The 18,847-nt window shown below is 60.2% G+C and carries 16 protein-coding genes; 8 read left to right on the plus strand and 8 right to left on the minus strand.

Annotated features, from left to right (window positions below; all coding sequences use genetic code 11):
* Positions 1-47: 47 nt before the first annotated feature.
* Entirely contained in the window at positions 48-224 is a 177-nt protein-coding gene (locus ACIQV9_RS09580) for a hypothetical protein (protein WP_403100438.1), read from the plus strand.
* On the opposite strand, the gene ACIQV9_RS09585 is transcribed toward ACIQV9_RS09580, so the two are convergent.
* The 4 genes from ACIQV9_RS09585 to ACIQV9_RS09600 form a co-directional block, all read right to left on the minus strand.
* On the minus strand, positions 211-1,206 hold the full coding sequence (locus tag ACIQV9_RS09585; protein ID WP_403100441.1) for a YbhN family protein: 996 nt from the start codon (positions 1,204-1,206) through the stop codon (positions 211-213). The two genes, ACIQV9_RS09580 and ACIQV9_RS09585, sit on opposite strands and share 14 nt — an antisense overlap.
* Positions 1,203-1,979 (minus strand): DUF2334 domain-containing protein, encoded by a 777-nt coding sequence (locus ACIQV9_RS09590; RefSeq protein ID WP_403100444.1) that lies wholly within the window; start codon positions 1,977-1,979, stop codon positions 1,203-1,205. Before ACIQV9_RS09590 ends, ACIQV9_RS09585 begins: the two co-directional genes overlap by 4 nt.
* A complete protein-coding gene (locus ACIQV9_RS09595) occupies positions 1,972-3,093 on the minus strand; it encodes a glycosyltransferase family 4 protein (RefSeq protein WP_403100447.1) in 1,122 nt (373 codons plus the stop codon). The genes ACIQV9_RS09590 and ACIQV9_RS09595 overlap by 8 nt, the downstream gene beginning before the upstream one ends.
* Positions 3,094-3,286: 193 nt before the next feature.
* Entirely contained in the window at positions 3,287-5,176 is a 1,890-nt protein-coding gene (locus ACIQV9_RS09600) for a methyl-accepting chemotaxis protein (RefSeq protein WP_403100450.1), read from the minus strand.
* A 188-nt stretch (positions 5,177-5,364) separates the two neighbouring features.
* Between ACIQV9_RS09600 and ACIQV9_RS09605 the strand changes: the two genes are divergently transcribed.
* Positions 5,365-6,852 (plus strand): helicase HerA-like domain-containing protein, encoded by a 1,488-nt coding sequence (locus tag ACIQV9_RS09605; protein WP_403100452.1) that lies wholly within the window; start codon positions 5,365-5,367, stop codon positions 6,850-6,852.
* Between the two features lie 138 nt (positions 6,853-6,990).
* Here ACIQV9_RS09605 and ACIQV9_RS09610 read toward each other — a convergent pair whose 3' ends face one another.
* Positions 6,991-7,446: a DUF721 domain-containing protein gene (locus tag ACIQV9_RS09610; protein WP_109634314.1), complete on the minus strand. Its 456-nt coding sequence runs from the start codon at positions 7,444-7,446 to the stop codon at positions 6,991-6,993.
* 307 nt (positions 7,447-7,753) lie between these two features.
* Here ACIQV9_RS09610 and secA point away from each other — a divergent pair, with 307 nt between their 5' ends.
* The 4 genes from secA to ACIQV9_RS09630 all read left to right on the plus strand — a co-directional run bounded on the left by secA (position 7,754) and on the right by ACIQV9_RS09630 (position 13,543).
* Positions 7,754-10,489 carry a preprotein translocase subunit SecA gene (gene secA / locus ACIQV9_RS09615; RefSeq protein WP_403100456.1) on the plus strand — a complete coding sequence of 912 codons (2,736 nt, stop codon included), beginning with the start codon at positions 7,754-7,756 and terminating at the stop codon, positions 10,487-10,489.
* 122 nt (positions 10,490-10,611) lie between these two features.
* Positions 10,612-11,829, plus strand: coding sequence for a bifunctional glutamate N-acetyltransferase/amino-acid acetyltransferase ArgJ (gene argJ / locus ACIQV9_RS09620; RefSeq protein WP_403100458.1), 1,218 nt, complete (start codon positions 10,612-10,614; stop codon positions 11,827-11,829).
* Between the two features lie 134 nt (positions 11,830-11,963).
* Complete coding sequence (locus ACIQV9_RS09625; RefSeq protein ID WP_403100510.1) at positions 11,964-12,596, plus strand: glutathione S-transferase family protein; 633 nt, start codon at positions 11,964-11,966, stop codon at positions 12,594-12,596.
* Entirely contained in the window at positions 12,593-13,543 is a 951-nt protein-coding gene (locus tag ACIQV9_RS09630) for a Nudix family hydrolase (protein ID WP_403100461.1), read from the plus strand. Before ACIQV9_RS09625 ends, ACIQV9_RS09630 begins: the two co-directional genes overlap by 4 nt.
* Positions 13,544-13,639: 96 nt before the next feature.
* Here the strand turns inward: ACIQV9_RS09630 and ACIQV9_RS09635 are convergent, their stop codons facing one another.
* The 3 genes from ACIQV9_RS09635 to ACIQV9_RS09645 are packed head-to-tail and all read right to left on the minus strand — an operon-like array spanning position 13,640 to position 17,224.
* Complete coding sequence (locus tag ACIQV9_RS09635; RefSeq protein ID WP_403100463.1) at positions 13,640-14,221, minus strand: cob(I)yrinic acid a,c-diamide adenosyltransferase; 582 nt, start codon at positions 14,219-14,221, stop codon at positions 13,640-13,642.
* Between the two features lie 3 nt (positions 14,222-14,224).
* Positions 14,225-16,261, minus strand: coding sequence for a sensor histidine kinase (locus ACIQV9_RS09640; protein ID WP_403100465.1), 2,037 nt, complete (start codon positions 16,259-16,261; stop codon positions 14,225-14,227).
* Between the two features lie 45 nt (positions 16,262-16,306).
* The gene (locus ACIQV9_RS09645; RefSeq protein WP_403100468.1) at positions 16,307-17,224 is read right to left on the minus strand and encodes a putative 2-dehydropantoate 2-reductase; all 918 of its coding nucleotides are present in this window, start codon (positions 17,222-17,224) and stop codon (positions 16,307-16,309) included.
* A 139-nt stretch (positions 17,225-17,363) separates the two neighbouring features.
* Here ACIQV9_RS09645 and ACIQV9_RS09650 point away from each other — a divergent pair, with 139 nt between their 5' ends.
* The gene (locus ACIQV9_RS09650; protein WP_007906601.1) at positions 17,364-17,849 is read left to right on the plus strand and encodes a YajQ family cyclic di-GMP-binding protein; all 486 of its coding nucleotides are present in this window, start codon (positions 17,364-17,366) and stop codon (positions 17,847-17,849) included.
* Between the two features lie 137 nt (positions 17,850-17,986).
* On the plus strand, positions 17,987-18,829 hold the full coding sequence (locus ACIQV9_RS09655) for a mechanosensitive ion channel family protein (protein ID WP_403100471.1): 843 nt from the start codon (positions 17,987-17,989) through the stop codon (positions 18,827-18,829).
* The last annotated feature ends 18 nt before the right edge of the window (positions 18,830-18,847 follow it).

The raw sequence follows: 18,847 nt of genomic DNA on the forward strand, positions 1-18,847 counted from the left end.
TTCCCACGCAGAGCGTGGGAATGATCTGGTTAAGAGAGGACATGACCATGGCCGATCCACTCGACAAAGCCACGTCCAAGGCCCCTGCCACATTGGGGGAGGGCTGCTTGAGTCGCTACGACCCGGATGACATGAGCCCCGAAGACGGCACGGAGTTTCCCGGTGCCGCCGAGTTGTGGGAGCAGTTGCAGCAAGAACCCGAAGACACGCCTAAGCCTGTTTGAACTTCATCAGTTTCTTGAGCAGCGGCCGCCCCAGCATCAGCAAAAACACCGGGCCACCCACCACCAGGTAGAAGTAATACGTCACCGCCCGCCAGATCAGAATCGCCGCCGCCGCGGTGGATTTCCCCACCATGGGGGCCAACAGCGCCGCCGAGGTCAACTCTGCCGCACCCGCGCCGCCCGGCAGCAGGCTGAATTGCCCGGCACTCAGCGACAGCATCTGGATCAGAAAGCACCAGGCCCACTGCAAGTCTGCCCCGAGCCCGCGCAACGCCAGATACAGCACGCTATACCGCAGGAGCCAATGCACGCAGGTCAGGGCAAACACCTTGATCAACGTCAGAACGGGCAATTTCAGCGTGTCAGTGAACGCCGCCAGGAAATGCAGGAGCTTGCGTGCCCAGCGCAGGCGCGTAGTGCCTTTGACGTTGAGGCGAACGAGCAAACGCCCGCTCAGGCGAATCAGCAATCGATGGTAGCGCGCCACCACCACGCAGCTGAGCAACCCGCCGAACATCGAGATGGCGCTGACGATCAGCAGCCATTCCAGGCGTTCGCTGAGGTGCTGGAACAACGCATAAATCAGAATCCCGATCAACGCGCAGAGAAAAAACAGCAGGTCGCTGAGTTGGTCCATGGCGAACACCGCGCTGCCCCTTGCCGGGCGCACGCCGTTGCGCGCGAGCAGCGCCATGATGGTCAGCGGGCCGCCACTGCCGCCGGGTGTGGCGCAGTAGGCGAACTCGGCGGCCATCACCACGCCGAGGCTTTTCACTCGGCCGACCTTGTCGCATTGATCACCCAGCAGCAGGCGCAAGCGCAGGGTGTTCACCACCCAGCACAGCAAGATCATGCCGAACATGATCAGCAATTCATTCAACGGGAAATTTTGCAGCCGCGACCATGTCTGGTTGCCGCCCAGCAACAACGGAATCAGCACCGCGGCGAGCAGGGCGATAAACAGTAGAATTCCCCGGCTCATGCGGCGCGACCGAGACGATCACTGCGCAAAGAGAGCCACTGGGCCTTGGTCATCGGCACTCGCCCCTCATCGAGCAAGCGCTTGAGGGTTTGCAGCCAGTAATTGCGCGAAAATCCATGGCGCATGTCCACCGGGTGCAGGCCAAGTCGAATCACCGGTGCTTGCCGCCAACGCTGTTCACGCTGATCGCTGACGAGTTTCGACAGGCCCCGGCGCCAGGCGCTGCGCGCACTCCAGACCAGCCCGGGCGCATCGATGGCAGTGAAATCCGGCAGCCGATAGAGATGCTGTGAATCGCTGGTGTAGCCCAGCGGTAACTGGCGTAACGCCTGCCGAGTGCCGTCGCTCATCAACCAGGCCGGGGCGACGAAGCCTTCCAGCGGCCATTGATAGCGATGGAACACTTCGATTCCCGCACGCAGGCGGGCGAGGGCGGCGGCTTGCGACAGGTTGTAGAACTCGCCTTCGTGGGTGTAAATCCGACGCATGAACCAGTCTCTGGGATTGCTGGGAGGGGGGGATTCATCGCAATGAAAGTAGCCGTGCAATGCCAGTTCGTCACCTCGGGCGACCCGGCTGGTCAGCCACCGACGAAACCCGGGATGCTCGTCCAGGTCGTTATGCTTGTGGAAATTTGGCACCACCAGCCAGGTCATCGGCACCTCGCCCAAGGCATCGACGGCTTCGACAAAAGGCTGATAATCGGCCCAGGTCTGCGGCGCAACGTCGTGCAGCACGAGTAACAGGCTGGGCGGGTTCATGGGATCAACCATTGGCGATCAGCGGCCAGTGGCTGCCGAGCACGGCGTGATAGTGCCCCAGCAGGCTGTTGACCACGGTGTCCCAGGCGTAATGCTGTTCAACATGGCTGCGGGCGCGTTTGCCCAGGGCGGCGCTGCCCTGACTGAACAACTCACGAACAGCGTTGGCCATAGCCAGGGGATTGTTCGGCGCGCAGAGCAAACCGCATTGATCGGTGACGATTTCCTCGAAGGCCCCGGCTGCCACCGCCACGACCGGAATGCCGCTGGCCATGGCTTCGAGGATCACCAGGCCGAAGGTTTCCTGATCGCCGGCATGCAGCAGTGCGTCGGCGCTGGCCATTAACCGCGCAACTTGCGTGGCCGGGCAGAACTCATCAACGACGGTCACATTGTCCGGCACCGCGGCGGGCATCGACGAGCCGACTAGAAGCAAGTGATAACGAGGCCCCAGGCGTTTCATGCAACTGAGCAGGACCGGCAGGTTCTTTTCCTTGGAACCCCGGCCGGCGAAGATCAGCAGATGGGTGTTTTCATCGATGCCCAGTTCGGCCCGCAGGCCGCTGTCCCTTGCTTCGGGATTGAACGTTTGAAGGTCGACGCCCAACGGCTGCACAAACACATTCTTCACGCCAAGACCGATCAATTTGTCGGCCATGACCTGACTCGGCGCCAGCACCCGGTCGAAGTTGCCATATAGCTTGCTCACATAGGCCTCGACATTCGGGGTCACCCAATTGCCCATACGGTTGCTGACCAGCAGTGGCAGGTCCGAGTGGTAAAACCCGATCACCGGCACATCCAATTGCCGGCGCGCGTCCAGAGCGGCCCAGGCGGTGAGGTAAGGGTCGCCGACTTCGATCAGATCGGGCTGTAAGTCTTGCAGGACATTTCGCCATGGCGCCAGGCGGAGGGGAAAACGATAACCCTTGCCGAAGGGCAGGGCTGGGGCAGGAACTGTATAGACGCCATCCTGTTCACTCAGGTGTGCCCCCGGAATCAGCAAACTGTGGCGAATGCCTGGCTTGATGCCCAGGCGACGGTGCTTGGCATCCAGATACGTGCGCACGCCACCGCTGGCCGGGGCGTAGAACATGGTTATGTCCGCGATATGCACAGTGAGCATCCCTCCAGTCCGTTGTTCTCCCTTGGTTGACCTTAATGAAGGATAGATGTTCGGTTGGGGTTTTGTGGCGGGGGGATCCGGCGAGGTTTTTGCGGTGTGTTACAGACCGCCTTCGCGGGCAAGCCTCGCTCCTACAAGGATTCGTGTGAACCTGTAGGAGCGAGGCTTGCCCGCGAAGAGGCCGGTTCAGACACTAAATACGGAAACTACCTACCAATTGCTTAAGGCGAGCCGCCTGCTGCTCCAGATCCGAACACGCCCGCAACGTCGACTGCAAGTTCTCCACGCCTTCCTGGTTCAGCGTATTGATCTCGGTAATGTCGACATTGATCGACTCCACCACCGCCGTCTGTTCCTCGGTCGCCGTCGCCACCGACTGGTTCATCCCGTCAATCTCACCGATACGCAACGTCACGCTGTTCAAGCGCTCGCCCGCGAGGTTGGCGATTTCGACGCTGTCCTGGCTGTGGCGCTGGCTGTCGCTCATGGTGCTGACGGATTCACGGGCGCCGACTTGCAGCTCCTCGATCATGGTCTGCACCTGTTGCGCCGATTCTTGAGTGCGATGCGCCAGGTTGCGAACCTCGTCAGCCACCACGGCAAAACCACGTCCAGCTTCACCGGCACGTGCCGCTTCGATGGCCGCGTTCAGCGCCAGCAGGTTGGTTTGCTGGGAGATGCTGGTGATCACTTCAAGAATCTGCCCGATGTTCACGGTTTTGCTGTTCAGCGATTCGATGTTGGTGCTCGAGGCGCTGAGCATGCTCGACAGCTGATTCATCGCGACAATGCTGCGATCCACCACTTGCTGACCATCTTCGGCCAGGCTGCGGGCATCGCTGGCCTGACTGGATGCTTGCGCTGCGTTACGGGCGATTTCCTGAGCAGCGGCACCGAGCTGGTTGATCGCCGCGGCCACGCTGCTGGTGCGCGAAGCCTGTTGGTCGGAGTTGAACATCGACGAATTCGACGCGGCGACCACACGCAAGGCAACCTCGTTGACCTGGCCGGTGGCCGAGGACACTTCACGGATCGAACCGTGAATCCGTTCCACAAAACGGTTGAACGCGGTGCCGAGGACGCCGAATTCGTCGTTGTTGACGATGGTCAGACGTTTGGTGAGGTCGCCTTCACCGTCGGCGATGTCTTCCATGGCGCGGGTCATGACGTGCAGCGGCTGGATCAGGATGCGGATCAACATGCCCAGCAGGGCGATGATGATCGCTACGGCGATGATGGTCGCGACGACCGCCGAGGCGCGGAATTCGCTGAGCATCGAGAAGGCTTTGTCTTTATCGACCGACAGGCCGATGTACCAGTTGACCGATGGCAGGCCTTTGATCGCGGTGAAGGTGACGATGCGGGTTTTGCCGTCCACCTCCACTTCACTGAAGTCGCTGCTGATGCGTGGGGTGCTTTTCGGGAACGCCTCGCTCAGGGACTTCATCACCAGGGCTTTGTCCGGGTGCACCAGGATCTTGCCGTCGGCGCTGACCAGAAACGCGTAACCCATGCCGCCGAAGTCGCGGGCGCTGAGGGTGTCGATCAGGGTTTGCAGGCTCAGGTCGCCGCCTACCACGCCGACGCTTTGCCCGGCCTTTTTCGAGGCGGTGGCGATCGAGATGATGGTTTGGCCGGTCGCCGCGTCGATGTAGGGTTCGGTCAGGGTGGCGGTGCTGCTGCTTTCGGCGCCTTTGTACCAAGGGCGAACCCGTGGGTCGAAGCCATCGGGCATCTTCGCATCCGGGCGGATGGTGAAGTGGCCGGTGGCATCGCCCAGGTAGGACGCCATGAAGGTCGACGTCAGGGCTTTCTGCTCAAGCAGACTGGCGACGTTGGACTGTTCAGGATTGACGGCTATGTTTTGAGCGAGGTTGTCGATCAGCAGGATTCGGCCGGCCAGCCAGGTCTGGATGCTGTTGGCAGTGACGTCTCCCATCTCATTGAGGTAACTGTCCAGGTCTTCGCGAATGGCGTTGCGCTGCAGGTAGTCGTTGTACAGTGTGAACGAGGCGAAGGCGGCAATGACGATGAGGGCGGCGGCAAGCAAAATTTTATGGCTGAAGCGCAGGTTTTTGTTCATGGCTTGGGGGTCCGCTAAGGTCTTAATGTCCTGAGCGTGCTTTTATAAAGGCACGCAAAATGGGCAATGTTGAAAAAAAGCTGATATTTCCATCCTTTCCTTAGGGAATTACCGACGCTATTTTCGGATTGGTCTCACAACAATTTGTATCGGCCGTGCAGGATCAAAGATTAACCATGGGTGACAAAATGCCTGACTCATTGCAACTCGTTATCGGCGCCGACCTTGCCGGCCAGCCTATCGCCCAGGCCATGCGCCTGGCGAACCGTCACGGTCTGGTCGCGGGCGCTACCGGGACCGGTAAAACCGTCACGTTGCAGCGTCTGGCCGAAGCCTTCAGCGATGCTGGCGTGGCGGTGTTTGCGGCAGACATCAAGGGCGACCTGTGTGGCCTTGGCGCCGCCGGCAACCCGCAGGGCAAGGTCGCCGAGCGGATCGCCGGGATGCCGTGGCTCAACCACAAGCCTGCGGCTTATCCGGTCACCCTGTGGGACATTCACGGTCAGTCCGGTCATCCATTGCGCACCACCTTGAGCGAAATGGGGCCGTTGCTGATAGGCAGCCTGCTGGAGTTGACCGACAGTCAGCAGTCGGCGCTCTATGCCGCGTTCAAGGTGGCGGACCGCGAAGGGCTGTTGCTGCTTGACCTCAAGGATCTGAAGGCGCTGCTCAATCACCTGCGTGACAACCCTGAATTGTTGGGGGACGACGCGGCGTTGATGACCACCGGTTCCAGTCAGGCGCTGTTGCGGCGTCTGGCGACCCTGGAACAACAAGGCGCCGAAGCGCTGTTCGGTGAGCCGGCGCTGCAACTCGAAGACATTCTGCAACCAACGGCTGACGGCCGTGGGCGCATCCATTTGCTGGATGCCAGTCGTCTGGTCCACGAAGCGCCGAAGGTGTATGCGACGTTCCTGCTGTGGTTGCTGGCCGAGTTGTTCGAGCAACTGCCGGAGCGGGGCGATTCGGACAAACCGCTGCTGGCGCTGTTTTTCGACGAAGCGCATTTATTGTTCGCTGGCACGCCCAAGGCTTTGCAGGATCGCCTGGAGCAGGTGGTGCGGCTGATTCGCTCGAAAGGCGTGGGCGTGTATTTCGTCACGCAATCGCCGGGCGACTTGCCGGATGACGTGCTGGCGCAGCTCGGCCTGCGTATCCAGCACGGTTTGCGCGCCTTCACCGCCAAGGAGCAGAAGTCCCTGCGCGCGGTGGCGGAAGGCTTCCGGCCGAACCCGGCGTTCGATGCTTTGTCGGTGTTGACCGAACTGGGGATCGGCGAGGCGCTGGTCGGCACCTTGCAAGACAAGGGCACGCCGGAGATGGTCCAGCGTGTGCTGGTTGCACCGCCGCAATCGCGGATCGGGCCGTTGACCGAAACCGAGCGCACGATGCTGATCGCCGGGTCGCCGTTCAAGGGGCGTTATGACAAGCCGGTTGATCGGGAATCGGCGTATGAAATATTGATGGGGCGCAAAGGGTTGGGGCCTGAGGCTGAGGCCGCTCCCGGCAAACCGGCCGCCGAAGAGCCAAGCTTTACCGACAAGGCCGGAGAGTTCCTCGGCACGGCGGCGGGGCAGGCGCTGAAATCGGCGATGCGACAGGCGGCCAATCAATTGGGACGGCAGCTGGTACGCGGACTGATGGGCTCACTGCTCGGCGGCAGCAAACGCCGCTAGTGAGTGGGCACAATTGATAGTTCCCACGCTCTGCGTGGGAATGCAGCTCGGGACGCTCCGCGTCCCAAAGCGTGACGCAGAGCGTCACAAGAGGCGTTCCCACGCAGAGCGTGGGAACGATCGGTACAGGGTTCTATGTCATTCCTTGGGTTTGGCGTGCGCCGCAAGGCGTTCCAGCGCCGCTCGCAGATTCGGATCGCTGATGCCATCGGCCGTGGCCTGAATGGTCGCGCCCGCATCGGTCGACAAACTGATGGTATGCCCCGCCGCCCCTTGCTGAACGGTGGGGGGCTGCACTTTGAACAGAATCCGCGTCAGGCTGGCGAATTCGTCGAACATCTGTAACTGGCGTTGCAGACGCTTTTGCTGGTAACGCAGGCGGGTGGCCCAATGACCGTCAGTCACGATCAGCAATAAACTGCCTTCGCGCCACGAGGCCACATGGCAATGCTCGCGGGCAGCAGGCTGCAACTGGCTTTCGAGCAGACGTTGTAAATGACCCAGGCGTTGAGCATGGCCAAAGATGGCTTTCAGCGGTTTGGCTTCGCGAAGCAGAACGGCGGGTGCTCTGGCCGTGAGAGGGCGAAATGCCATGATCAGACACCTGAAGTAACAGAGCCGCCATGGTAGCAGAAAGCACCACATGCACCCGACCCATTGCTTTGCGAGCGCTTTACCCATTAAATCAACAAGTAACTTCTGCCGCGAATGGCTTGAAGTTCAGTAAAAAGCCCTTATTTTAAGTGAGCCCCGTTACAGCGCAGTGCATGCATCGTGGAATAACGCCACTTTCCTCACCATCGTTTCCGGGTAGAATGCTCGTTCGCATGCGGCCATGAGGGCTGCACGGGCGACTCACGGGGCCGCCCTCCATCCCTTTAGTGTGGAAGATCCTGCCGATATGTTTGCGCCTTTGTTAAAGAAACTTTTTGGAAGCAAGAACGAGCGTGAAGTCAAACGCATGCTCAAGACGGTGCAACTCGTCAATGCCTTCGAAGAGCAAATGGTGGCCCTTTCGGACGATCAATTGCGTGCCAAGACAGACGAGTTCAAGGCCCGCATCGCCAAAGGGGAAACCCTCGACAAGCTGCTGCCAGAAGCCTTTGCGGTCGCCCGCGAAGCCGGTAAGCGCGTCATGGGTATGCGCCACTTCGATGTCCAGCTGATCGGCGGCATGACCTTGCATGAAGGCATGATCGCGGAAATGCGTACCGGTGAAGGCAAGACCCTGGTGGCAACACTGGGCGTTTACCTCAACGCACTGTCCGGCAAGGGCGTGCACGTTGTGACGGTGAACGACTACCTGGCCCGTCGTGACGCCAACTGGATGCGTCCACTCTACGAATTCCTCGGAATGTCGGTCGGTGTTGTCACGCCGTTCCAGCCGCCGGAAGAGAAACGTCTGGCCTATGCCGCCGACATTACCTACGGCACCAACAACGAATTCGGTTTCGACTACCTGCGCGACAACATGGCGTTCAGCCTGGAAGAAAAATTCCAGCGCGAACTCAATTTTGCCGTGATCGACGAAGTCGACTCCATCCTCATCGACGAAGCCCGTACCCCGCTGATCATTTCCGGTCAGGCCGAGGACAGCTCCAAGCTGTACATCGAGATCAACAAACTGATCCCGCAGCTGGAGTTGCATGTCGAAGAAGTGGAAGGCGAAGTCACCAAGGCTGGCCATTACACCGTTGACGAGAAGACCCGTCAGGTCGAGCTCAACGAAGCCGGTCACCAGTTCATCGAAGACATGCTCACCCGCGTCGGCCTGCTGGCTGAAGGCGAGAGCCTGTATTCGGCGCACAACCTGGGCTTGCTGACCCACGTTTATGCCGGTCTGCGCGCTCATAAACTGTTCAATCGCAACATCGAATACATCGTGCAGGATGGCCAGGTCGTCCTGGTCGACGAACACACCGGTCGTACCATGCCCGGTCGTCGCCTGTCCGAAGGCCTGCACCAGGCCATCGAAGCCAAGGAAAACCTGAACATCCAGGCCGAAAGCCAGACCCTGGCCTCGACCACGTTCCAGAACTACTTCCGCCTGTACAACAAGCTGTCCGGCATGACCGGTACCGCGGACACCGAAGCGTTCGAATTCCACCAGATCTACGGTCTGTCGGTGATGGTTATCCCGCCGAACAAACCGCTGGCGCGTAAAGACTACAACGACCTGGTGTTCCTGACCGCCGAAGAGAAATACGCGGCGATCATCAATGACATCAAGGAATGCATGACCCTGGGCCGTCCGGTGCTGGTGGGTACTGCAACCATCGAAACGTCCGAGCACATGTCTGCGCTGCTGGAGAAGGAAGGCATCGAACACAAGGTTCTGAACGCCAAATTCCACGAAAAAGAAGCCGAGATCATTGCCCAGGCCGGTCGCCCGGGTGCGCTCACCATCGCTACCAACATGGCCGGTCGCGGTACCGACATTCTGTTGGGCGGCAACTGGGAAGTGGAAGTCGCGACCCTGGAAAACCCGACCCCTGAGCAGATTGCCCAGATCAAGGCCGACTGGCAGAAACGCCACCAGCAAGTGCTGGAGTCGGGCGGCTTGCAGGTGATCGCTTCCGAGCGCCACGAATCGCGCCGTATCGACAACCAGCTGCGTGGTCGTGCCGGTCGTCAGGGTGACGCCGGTTCCAGCCGCTTCTACCTGTCGCTGGAAGACAGCCTGATGCGCATCTTCGCCTCTGACCGGGTGAAGAACTTCATGAAAGCCTTGGGCATGCAGTCCGGTGAAGCCATCGAGCACCGTATGGTGACCAACGCCATCGAGAAGGCTCAGCGCAAGGTTGAAGGCCGCAACTTCGACATTCGCAAGCAACTGCTTGAGTTCGACGACGTCAACAACGAACAGCGTAAAGTGATCTATCACATGCGTAACAGTTTGTTGGCCGCCGACAACATCGGCGAAACCATCGCCGACTTCCGTCAGGACGTGCTCAACGCGACCGTCAGCGCGCACATTCCACCGCAATCGCTGCCTGAGCAGTGGGACGTGGCCGGTCTGGAAGCCGCGTTGCAGAGCGACTTCGGTGTGGCGCTGCCGATCCAGAAATGGCTCGACGAAGACGATCACCTATACGAAGAAACCCTGCGCGAGAAGCTCATGACCGAGCTGCTGGCCGCGTACAACGAGAAAGAAGAGCAGGCGAGCGCCGAAGCGCTGCGCACCTTCGAGAAGCAAATCGTTCTGCGTGTGCTCGACGACCTGTGGAAAGACCACCTGTCGACCATGGATCACCTGCGTCACGGCATCCACTTGCGTGGTTATGCGCAGAAGAACCCGAAGCAAGAGTACAAGCGCGAGTCCTACACGCTGTTCTCCGAGCTGCTGGATTCGATCAAGCGCGACTCGATCCGTGTGCTGTCGCACGTCCAGGTTCGCCGCGAAGATCCGATCGAAGAAGAGCAACGCCTGCGTCAGGAAGCCGAAGCACTGGCGGCGCGCATGCAGTTCCAGCACGACGAAGCACCGGGTCTTGAGCAACCGGAACTGCTCGGTGAAGAGGTCGATGTCGCCCTCGCCACCGCTCCGGTTCGCAACGAACAGAAGCTGGGCCGTAACGAACTGTGCTACTGCGGTTCGGGCAAGAAATTCAAGCATTGCCACGGGCAGATCCAGTAAACCCCGTTTCAATCGCTGAAATACCCGCGCCGCGACCGGCATCAGCCGTCGCGGCGTTTTGCCATTTACACCACCGTTCTTCCTGAAAGCGGTGCTGACATCATTTATTAAGGAGCGCATTCATGGCTGTTGGTCTTGGTCCTTTGCCAACGTTGCACCCGGTTGCCGGTTTTGAACTCGGTATCGCCTCGGCCGGCATCAAGCGCCCGGGGCGCAAGGATGTCGTGGTCATGCGCTGTGCCGAAGGCTCCACGGTCGCGGGCGTGTTCACCCTGAACGCCTTTTGCGCCGCTCCTGTGATTCTGGCCAAGCAACGTGTACAAGGCCCGGTGCGTTACCTGCTGACCAACACCGGCAATGCCAACGCCGGCACGGGCGAACCAGGCCTGGCCGCTGCCGAGCGCACCTGCGCCAAACTGGCTGAACTGACCGGCGTCGATGCCAGCCTGGTGCTGCCGTACTCCACCGGCGTGATCGGCGAGCCACTGCCGGTCGAGAAGATCGAAGGCGCTTTGCAGGCTGCCCTTGATGATCTGTCGGTCAACAACTGGGAAGCCGCTGCCACCGGCATCATGACCACCGACACCTTGCCAAAAGGTGCCAGCCGCCAGTTTCAGCATGACGGCGTGACCATCACCGTCACTGGCATCAGCAAAGGCGCGGGCATGATCCGTCCGAACATGGCGACCATGCTCGGCTACATCGCCACCGACGCCAAAGTCTCCCGTGACGTGTTGCAAAACCTGCTGCTGGACGGTGCGAACAAGTCGTTCAACCGCATCACCATTGACGGCGACACATCGACCAACGACTGTTGCATGCTGATTGCCACCGGTCAGGCTGCGCTGCCGGAAATCACCCGCGCCGAAGGCGAGTTGTTCGCCAAGTTGAAACAAGCCGTGTTCGAAGTCTGCATGGACGTGGCCCAGGCCATCGTGCGTGACGGCGAAGGCGCGACCAAGTTCGTCACCGTCGAAGTCAACGGCGGCGGCACTCACCAGGAATGCCTGGACGTGGGCTACACCGTGGCGCACTCGCCGCTGATCAAGACTGCACTGTTCGCATCCGACCCGAACTGGGGCCGCATCCTCGCCGCCGTCGGCCGTGCCGGCGTGCCTGACCTGGACGTGAGCAAGATCGACGTGTTCCTCGGCGAAGTGTGTATCGCCAGCCGTGGCGCCCGCGCCGCGACCTACACCGAAGCCCAGGGCGCGGCGGTGATGCAGCAGGAAGAGATCACCATCCGTATCGAACTGGGACGCGGCGATTGCAGCGAAACCATCTGGACCACCGACCTGTCCCACGAATACGTGAAGATCAACGCCGAATACCGTACTTAAGATAGATCGCTTTCGCGGGCAAGCCTCGCTCCTACAGGAGTTTCAATTCCCTGTAGGAGCGAAGCTTGCCCGCGAAGACGGCCGACCAGACACTGAAAATTCTGGCCGGCTTCCCTCATCAAAAGGTCCCGAACATGAGCCTCCACCTGATCATCGGCGACAAACTGCTTTCCTCCTGGTCCCTGCGCGGCGCACTGGCCCTGGACCTCACCGGCGCCCCGTACACCGAAGAACTGATCAAGCTGAATCAGCCGGACACCCGCGAACGTCTGCTCAAGCACTCGCCAACCGGCAAAGTCCCGCTGCTGAAAACCGAGCACGGCACCATCGCCGATTCCCTGGCGATTGCCGAATACCTGGCCGAGCAATTTCCCGACGCCGGCCTCTGGCCCAAGGACACCGCCGCCCGTGCCCAGGCACGTTCGGCCTGTGCGCAGATGCACGCCGGGTTCTTCGCCATGCGCGGCAACATGCCGTTCGACCTGAGCCGCGATGCACCGCTGTCGCCGACGCCTCCTGACGTGCAGGCAGACATCGAGCGCATGCTGGCGTTGTGGGCTGAATGCCGTGCGGCCGCAACTGAAATCGGTCCGTTTCTGTTCGGCGGCGCGACCCTCGCCGATGCCTTCTTCGCACCGATTGCCGTGCGCCTGCGCACCTATCAGGTCAAGTTGTCGGCAGCGGACGAAGCCTATGTTGAAACCGTCTACCAGTGGCCGTCGTTCAAGGCCTGGCAGAAGGCTGGTCTGGAGGAGATTGGGCAGTGAAACGAGTACACGTAGCCGCCGCCGTTATCCGTGACAGCAGTGGCAAGATCCTTATCGCACGCCGTGCCGACACTCAACATCAGGGCGGCTTGTGGGAATTCCCCGGGGGCAAGGTCGAGGACGACGAAACCGTCGAAACTGCCCTGGCCCGTGAACTCCAGGAAGAGCTGGGCATCGTGGTCAGCGCCGCGCGACCGTTGATCAAAGTCCGCCACGATTACCCGGACAAGCAAGTGTTGCTGGACGTCTGGGAAGTCTCGGCGTTTACCGGCGAACCCCACGGTGCTGAAGGTCAGCCGTTGGAATGGGTGGCTCAGCGTGATCTGCTGAACTACGAGTTCCCGGGGGCCAACCAGCCGATCGTTGCGGCCGCACGATTGCCTGCACAGTATTTGATTACGCCTGAAGACCTGGAAACCCCGGCGCTGCTGCGCGGTATCCAGAAAGCCATCGCTGGCGGCATCAAGTTGATCCAGCTACGCGCACCCAACGGCTACGATCCGAAGTATCGCGATCTGGCGGTAGATGCGGCGGGGCTGTGTGCCGGCAAGGCGCAGTTGATGATCAAGGGCCCGTTCGAGTGGCTGGGCGACTTCCCGTCCGCCGGCTGGCACATCACGGCAGCGCAGTTGCGCAAATACGCAGCGGCGGGTCGACCGTTACCGGCGTCGCGCTGGTTGGCGGCGTCTTGCCACAACGCTGAAGAGTTGGCGTTGGCGGAGCAGATGGGCGTGGACTTTGTGACCTTGTCGCCGGTGCAAAAGACCCAGACTCATCCGGATGCGTTGCCGTTGGGCTGGGAGCAGGCTTCAGCGTTGATCGAAGGTTTCAGCAAGCCGGTGTTTTTGCTTGGTGGCGTAGGTCCGGCGGAACAGCAGAAGGCTTGGGAAGCTGGGGCGCAGGGTGTGGCAGGGATTCGGGCGTTCTGGCCTGATTCTCTGGTGTAGCCACTGGCCTCTTCGCGGGCAAGCCTCGCTCCTACAGAATCACACGAGACCTGTAGGAGCGAGGCTTGCCCGCGAAGGCGTCCTGATAGGCGCCAATTATTCCTGAGGCTTAGCGGCCGCCTGCCACAAAATCTCGGCAATCCCTTGTCGCTTGGCAATTAACCGCGCCACCACAAACAACAAATCCGACAACCGATTGATGTACGCCAACCCAACCCCGGCCAACGGTTCAATCGCATTCAACTGCTGACACCGCCGCTCTGCGCTACGCGCCAGGCTTCGGCACACATGGGCCTGGGCAATCAGCGCTGAACCACCCGGCAGAATGAAATTCTCCAGCGGCCCCAACTCCTCATTCCACAGATCGATCGCCGCTTCCAGCCGTTCGATTTCCGCTGCATTCAACGCCTGATACACCGGCATCGCCAACTCTCCGCCCAGGTCGAACAACCGATGCTGACAGGGCGCTAACACCTCAATCACCTCGTTCAAACCCGGATACGCAGCACTTTCTGCCGCCAACCCGGCTAACAGCACGCCCATCTGGCTGTTCAGCGTATCGACCTCGCCAATGGCCTCGATCCGCGGGTGGTCCTTGGGCACGCGGCGGCCATCGCCGAGTCCGGTTTCGCCTTTGTCGCCGGTGCGGGTGTAAATCTTCGACAAGCGAAAGCCCATGGGTTACCTCGATAGCTGATTGAGTTCTTGAGAGATGACGGGGGAGCCCGCCAGCGGCAGGCGCAAGGTGAAACAGGTGCCTTGGCCCGGCGTCGATTGCACCTCCATCTGCCCCTTGTGGTTATTGGTGATGATGAAATACGAGACCGACAAGCCAAGGCCCGTGCCCTGACCGATCTCCTTGGTGGTGAAGAACGGCTCGAAGGTGCGTTTGCGCACGTTCTCGCTCATGCCGATGCCGTTGTCCTCGACCTGGATTTCGGCCCACGGCGGATTCAGTCGGGTGCGCAGAATGATCCGGCCTGGTTCGCTGTCGTCTTCACGTTGGTGAATGGCCTGGGCGGCGTTTTTCAGCAGGTTGAGCAGCACTTGCTCCAGTTCGTTGGCCGTGCCGGGCACCGGGCCCAGTGCCGGGTCGAACTGACGGATGATCGCCTGGCCCTTGAAGTCGAAACCGATGGCCAGGTCGAAGTCGTTACCGGCGATTTCCACCGCCTGATCGATCAGCGCCGGCAGGTCGCACGGGGCCATTTGCCGGGTGCTGCGGCGGCTGAAGCTGAGCATGTGCGTGACAATCTTCGCCGCCCGGGCGCCCGCCTGTTGAATGCCATCGAGCAACTGCGGCACTTCGCGCACTTGCAGGTATTTGTTGACCGTCTCCAGGGAAATGCCGGCTAGCTCGGCCTGCTCAAGGTTCTTCGGCAAGTCAGGCGACAGGCGTCGCCGAATGTTCTGCACGTTATGCAGGATCGCGCCCAGCGGGTTATTGATTTCGTGGGCCATGCCGGCGGCGAGGCCCCCGACCGAGAGCATTTTTTCTGACTGCACCATCATTTCTTCCAGCGACAGGCGCTGGGTGATGTCGTCGATCCGGATCACCACACCACGCCCGGCCCCGCCCATCAGCGGGTAGAAGGTCAGGGCGTAATGCTTGGGTTCATCGTCCTTGAACCAGGTCACGCGCTCGATCTTCGCCACCGTGTGCTGCTCGACGGTTTGCTTGAGCTGCGGCAGAAACGGTTTCAATGGCTCGAAGGCGAGGAAGATCGGCTGGTTCAAGGCTTCGTCCAGACGCGTGCCGGACAGGGCGCTGGCCTCCTGATTCCACTGGGTCACGTAGAGTTGCTCGTCGAGGGCGATCAGCGCCGACGGCATGGAGTCGATGATGCTGTTGAGGTAGTTCTGGAAGCCGGTGAGTTTCTTCTCGATCTTGCTGCGCACCTGAACTTCGAGTTCCAGTTTGCGATTGGTGTGGCGGGTTTCTTCGGCCAGGCCTTGCGCCTGATCATAAGCCGCCTGGGAATCGTCCCGGGCACGTTTGAGCTGCTGCTCCCGGGCTTCGATCCGCGAAAGCATGGTGTTGAAGGCCTCGGCGAGGCTGCCTATTTCGTCGTGGTTGCCACGGGAGGCGCGCAGGGCGTAGTTCTCTTCGCGGGTCACTTGCCGGGACAACTCTTCAAGCTGATGGATCGGCCGAGTAATCAGGCGTTTGATCTGCCGGGCGATTACCAGCCACAACAGCACACTGAAGATCAGAATGCCGAGACTGGCGGTCAGGGTCCCGGTATAGAACGCCACTGGCAATTCACTGCTGGCCACCAATAACAGGTGCCCCGGCGCGGTGCCGGGGCGGGGCAGGGTGATCACCTGGTTGCTGCGAAACTCGGTAGCCTGCCAGGCTTCGATGTGCCGATAGCGCTCTGGCAGGTGCAGCTTGTCGCCATGCTGCAATTGCGCCAATCGCTCACCCTTGCCGTCATACAAGGCCGCCGCGCGCAGCGGTGAATAACTGTTGAGTTCGTTGAGCAGGCGTTCGGCGCTTTGCGGCGACTTCAAGGCGTCGGCCACCAGGCTCGGGTTGGACACCAGTCGGCCGATGGTCTGCAAGGCCTGGGGCGCCATGCTTTCCTGGGAGATGTAATACGCGGCGCTGATAAAGGTCAGGTTGGCGACCAGCAGGATGGTGATCAACAGCACGAGCAGGGCGGCCAGCAGTTTCTGGCCGACCGGAAGGTTTTCGAGACGCTGGCGCAATGGCATCAGGTTCATCGCTGAAAAGGAACAAGTGGCCAGCGTAGCCGCTGCTCAGTCGCTGGGCAATCCAAGGCTTTGAAGATGGGCAATCAGCCGCTGCTGTAATTGATTGAGGTGGGGCAGGTTCAGTTGGTGCCGCGAGGCCACTTTGCAGACATAGCCCAACAGGTAGCTGATTTCGGTGCGGCGCTGGCTCGCGACGTCCTGGTGCATCGAGGAGTAGTTGGCCGCGGTGGCATGGATCACCCGTTCGACTTCCTGTTGCAGGTCCTCGGCGGCTGCCGGTTGACCGCAGCGTTGCAGCAAGTCGGTCAGTTCGACGCAGAGGGTGGCGACTTCGCAATGATGTTCCTGCAAACCGCCGTTGCGGCAATCGTGCAGCACTGTCAGTGGATTGATCGCACAATTGAGCGCCAGTTTTCGCCACAGCCTGGTCAGGATGTCAGTGCTCCACTCGTGAGGAATACCGGCGGTACTCAAATCATCCAGCCAGATCGGCGCGACCGGATGACCGGCATCCCCCAGCCAGGTGTAGCCGTGACCGGCGAACACCACGCGCCAGTCGCCATCGCGAAACGCGCCTTCGGTGCTCGACGCGCAAACGCAGCGTGCCTGCGGAACCTGCGCGGCGACGGCGTCCTGACTGCCGAGGCCGTTTTGCAACAGGATCAGCTCGGCATCAGGCGTCAGGCGCGGCGCCAGTTGGGCGACGGCCTGTTCGGCATCGTAGGCCTTGCAGGCGACCAGCAGACGGTGGATCGGCTCGCTGCTGTGTGGTGTTTCACCGAGGATGTCATAAGTGTTGGCTTCACCGTGCTCCACCAGCGTCAGCCCGCCTGCCGCCTGATAGGCCTGCAAGCGTTGCTCATCACGCACGATCAACCGGACCGGCACCCCGGCCCGCGCCAGGCGAGTGGCCCACAACGTGCCGAGGCTGCCGGCGCCCAATACATGCCAGGTGGTGGACATCAGCTTTTTGCTCGGTTTGGCGCAGGCATGTGAGGCTCGCAGTATCGGTTGGAAAAGACCCGTTATAATGAGCCCGATTTTAACCGCAAGCCAAGCGCGCGCCATCGCTATCGAGCGCGCCTTTTATTGGAGAGATTACATGCCGTCGTTCGACGTGGTATCCGAACTGGACAAACACGAAGTCACCAACGCGGTCGAGAACGCCGTCAAGGAACTCGATCGCCGTTATGACCTGAAAGGCAAGGGCACCTTTGAATTCAAGGAAAAGGACCTGACCGTCAACCTGACTGCCGAGGCTGACTTCCAGCTCGAAGCGATGATCGAGATCCTCAAGCTGGCGCTGGTCAAGCGCAAGATCGACGTGCAGTGCCTTGAAGTCAAAGATGCCTATGCGTCGGGCAAGCTGATGAAGCAGGAAGCGGTCCTCAAGGAAGGCATCGACAAAGAGCTGGCGAAGAAAATCGTCGCTCACGTCAAGGACGCCAAGCTCAAGGTCCAGGCCGCCATTCAGGGCGAGCAAGTGCGCATCACCGGCAAGAAACGTGACGATTTGCAGGAAGCCATCGCGGCCCTGCGCGCCAAGACTTTCGACATGCCGCTGCAGTTCAACAACTTCCGCGACTAAATTCCAAGCGGGAACCTCTTGGCATTTTCGACGTCCGAGGGCCAAGCAACGGCAGAAACGATTGAACCCTTCAGGTTCGATTTTTTCTGCCGCTTATTTTTTCGCGTGCCGGATGGCCGGAAATCAGGAGAAAGTAGATGGATTTGAATACCGAAGTGGACAATCTGGTCAAGGCCTCCCAGGCCTGGATTCCGATGATCATGGAATACGGCAGCCGCGTATTGCTGGCGGTGATCACGCTGGCCGTCGGCTGGTGGTTGATCAGCAAAGTGGCCCAAAAGCTTGGCGGTCTGCTGGCGTTGCGTAATGCCGACCTCGCGCTGCAAGGGTTCATCAGCAGTCTGGCGAACATTATTCTCAAGGTTTTGCTGGTAGTCAGCGTGGCCTCGATGATCGGGGTGGAAACCACTTCGTTTGTTGCCGCGATCGGTGCGGCGGGCCTGGCCATCGGTCTGGCCTTGCAGGGCAGCCTGGCAAACTTTGCCGGCGGCGTGTTGATTCTGTTGTTTCGCCCGTTTCGCATCGGTGACTGGATTGAAGCCCAAGGGGTTGCCGGTACGGTCGACAGCATCCAGATTTTTCACACCGTACTGCGCACCGGCGATAACAAAACCATCATCGTGCCTAACGGCAACTTGTCGAACGGTATCATTACCAATACAAATCGTCAGCCAACCCGCAAAGTTGTATTTGATGTGGGTGTGGACTACGAAGCGGACTTGCAGAAGGCCCGTCAAGTTTTGCTGGACCTGGCCAAAGACGAGCGTATTTTGGCTGAACCGGCACCTCAGGCAGTGATTTCGACACTGGGTGATAGTTCGATTACTGTTTCTCTGCGAGTGTGGGTGAAGACTGCGGATTACTGGGATGTGATGTTCATGTTCAACGAACAGTCCCGTGATCGATTGAAAACGGCCGGTATTGATATTCCATTTCCACAGCGAGTCATTCGAGTGGTTCAGGAAGCAGCAGTGAATTGAGATGTGTTGATACCAAGG

Origin of the sequence: Pseudomonas sp. NPDC099000 (genome assembly GCF_044759925.1) — a bacterium.
In the GTDB taxonomy this organism is placed as follows: Bacteria; Pseudomonadota; Gammaproteobacteria; order Pseudomonadales; family Pseudomonadaceae; genus Aquipseudomonas.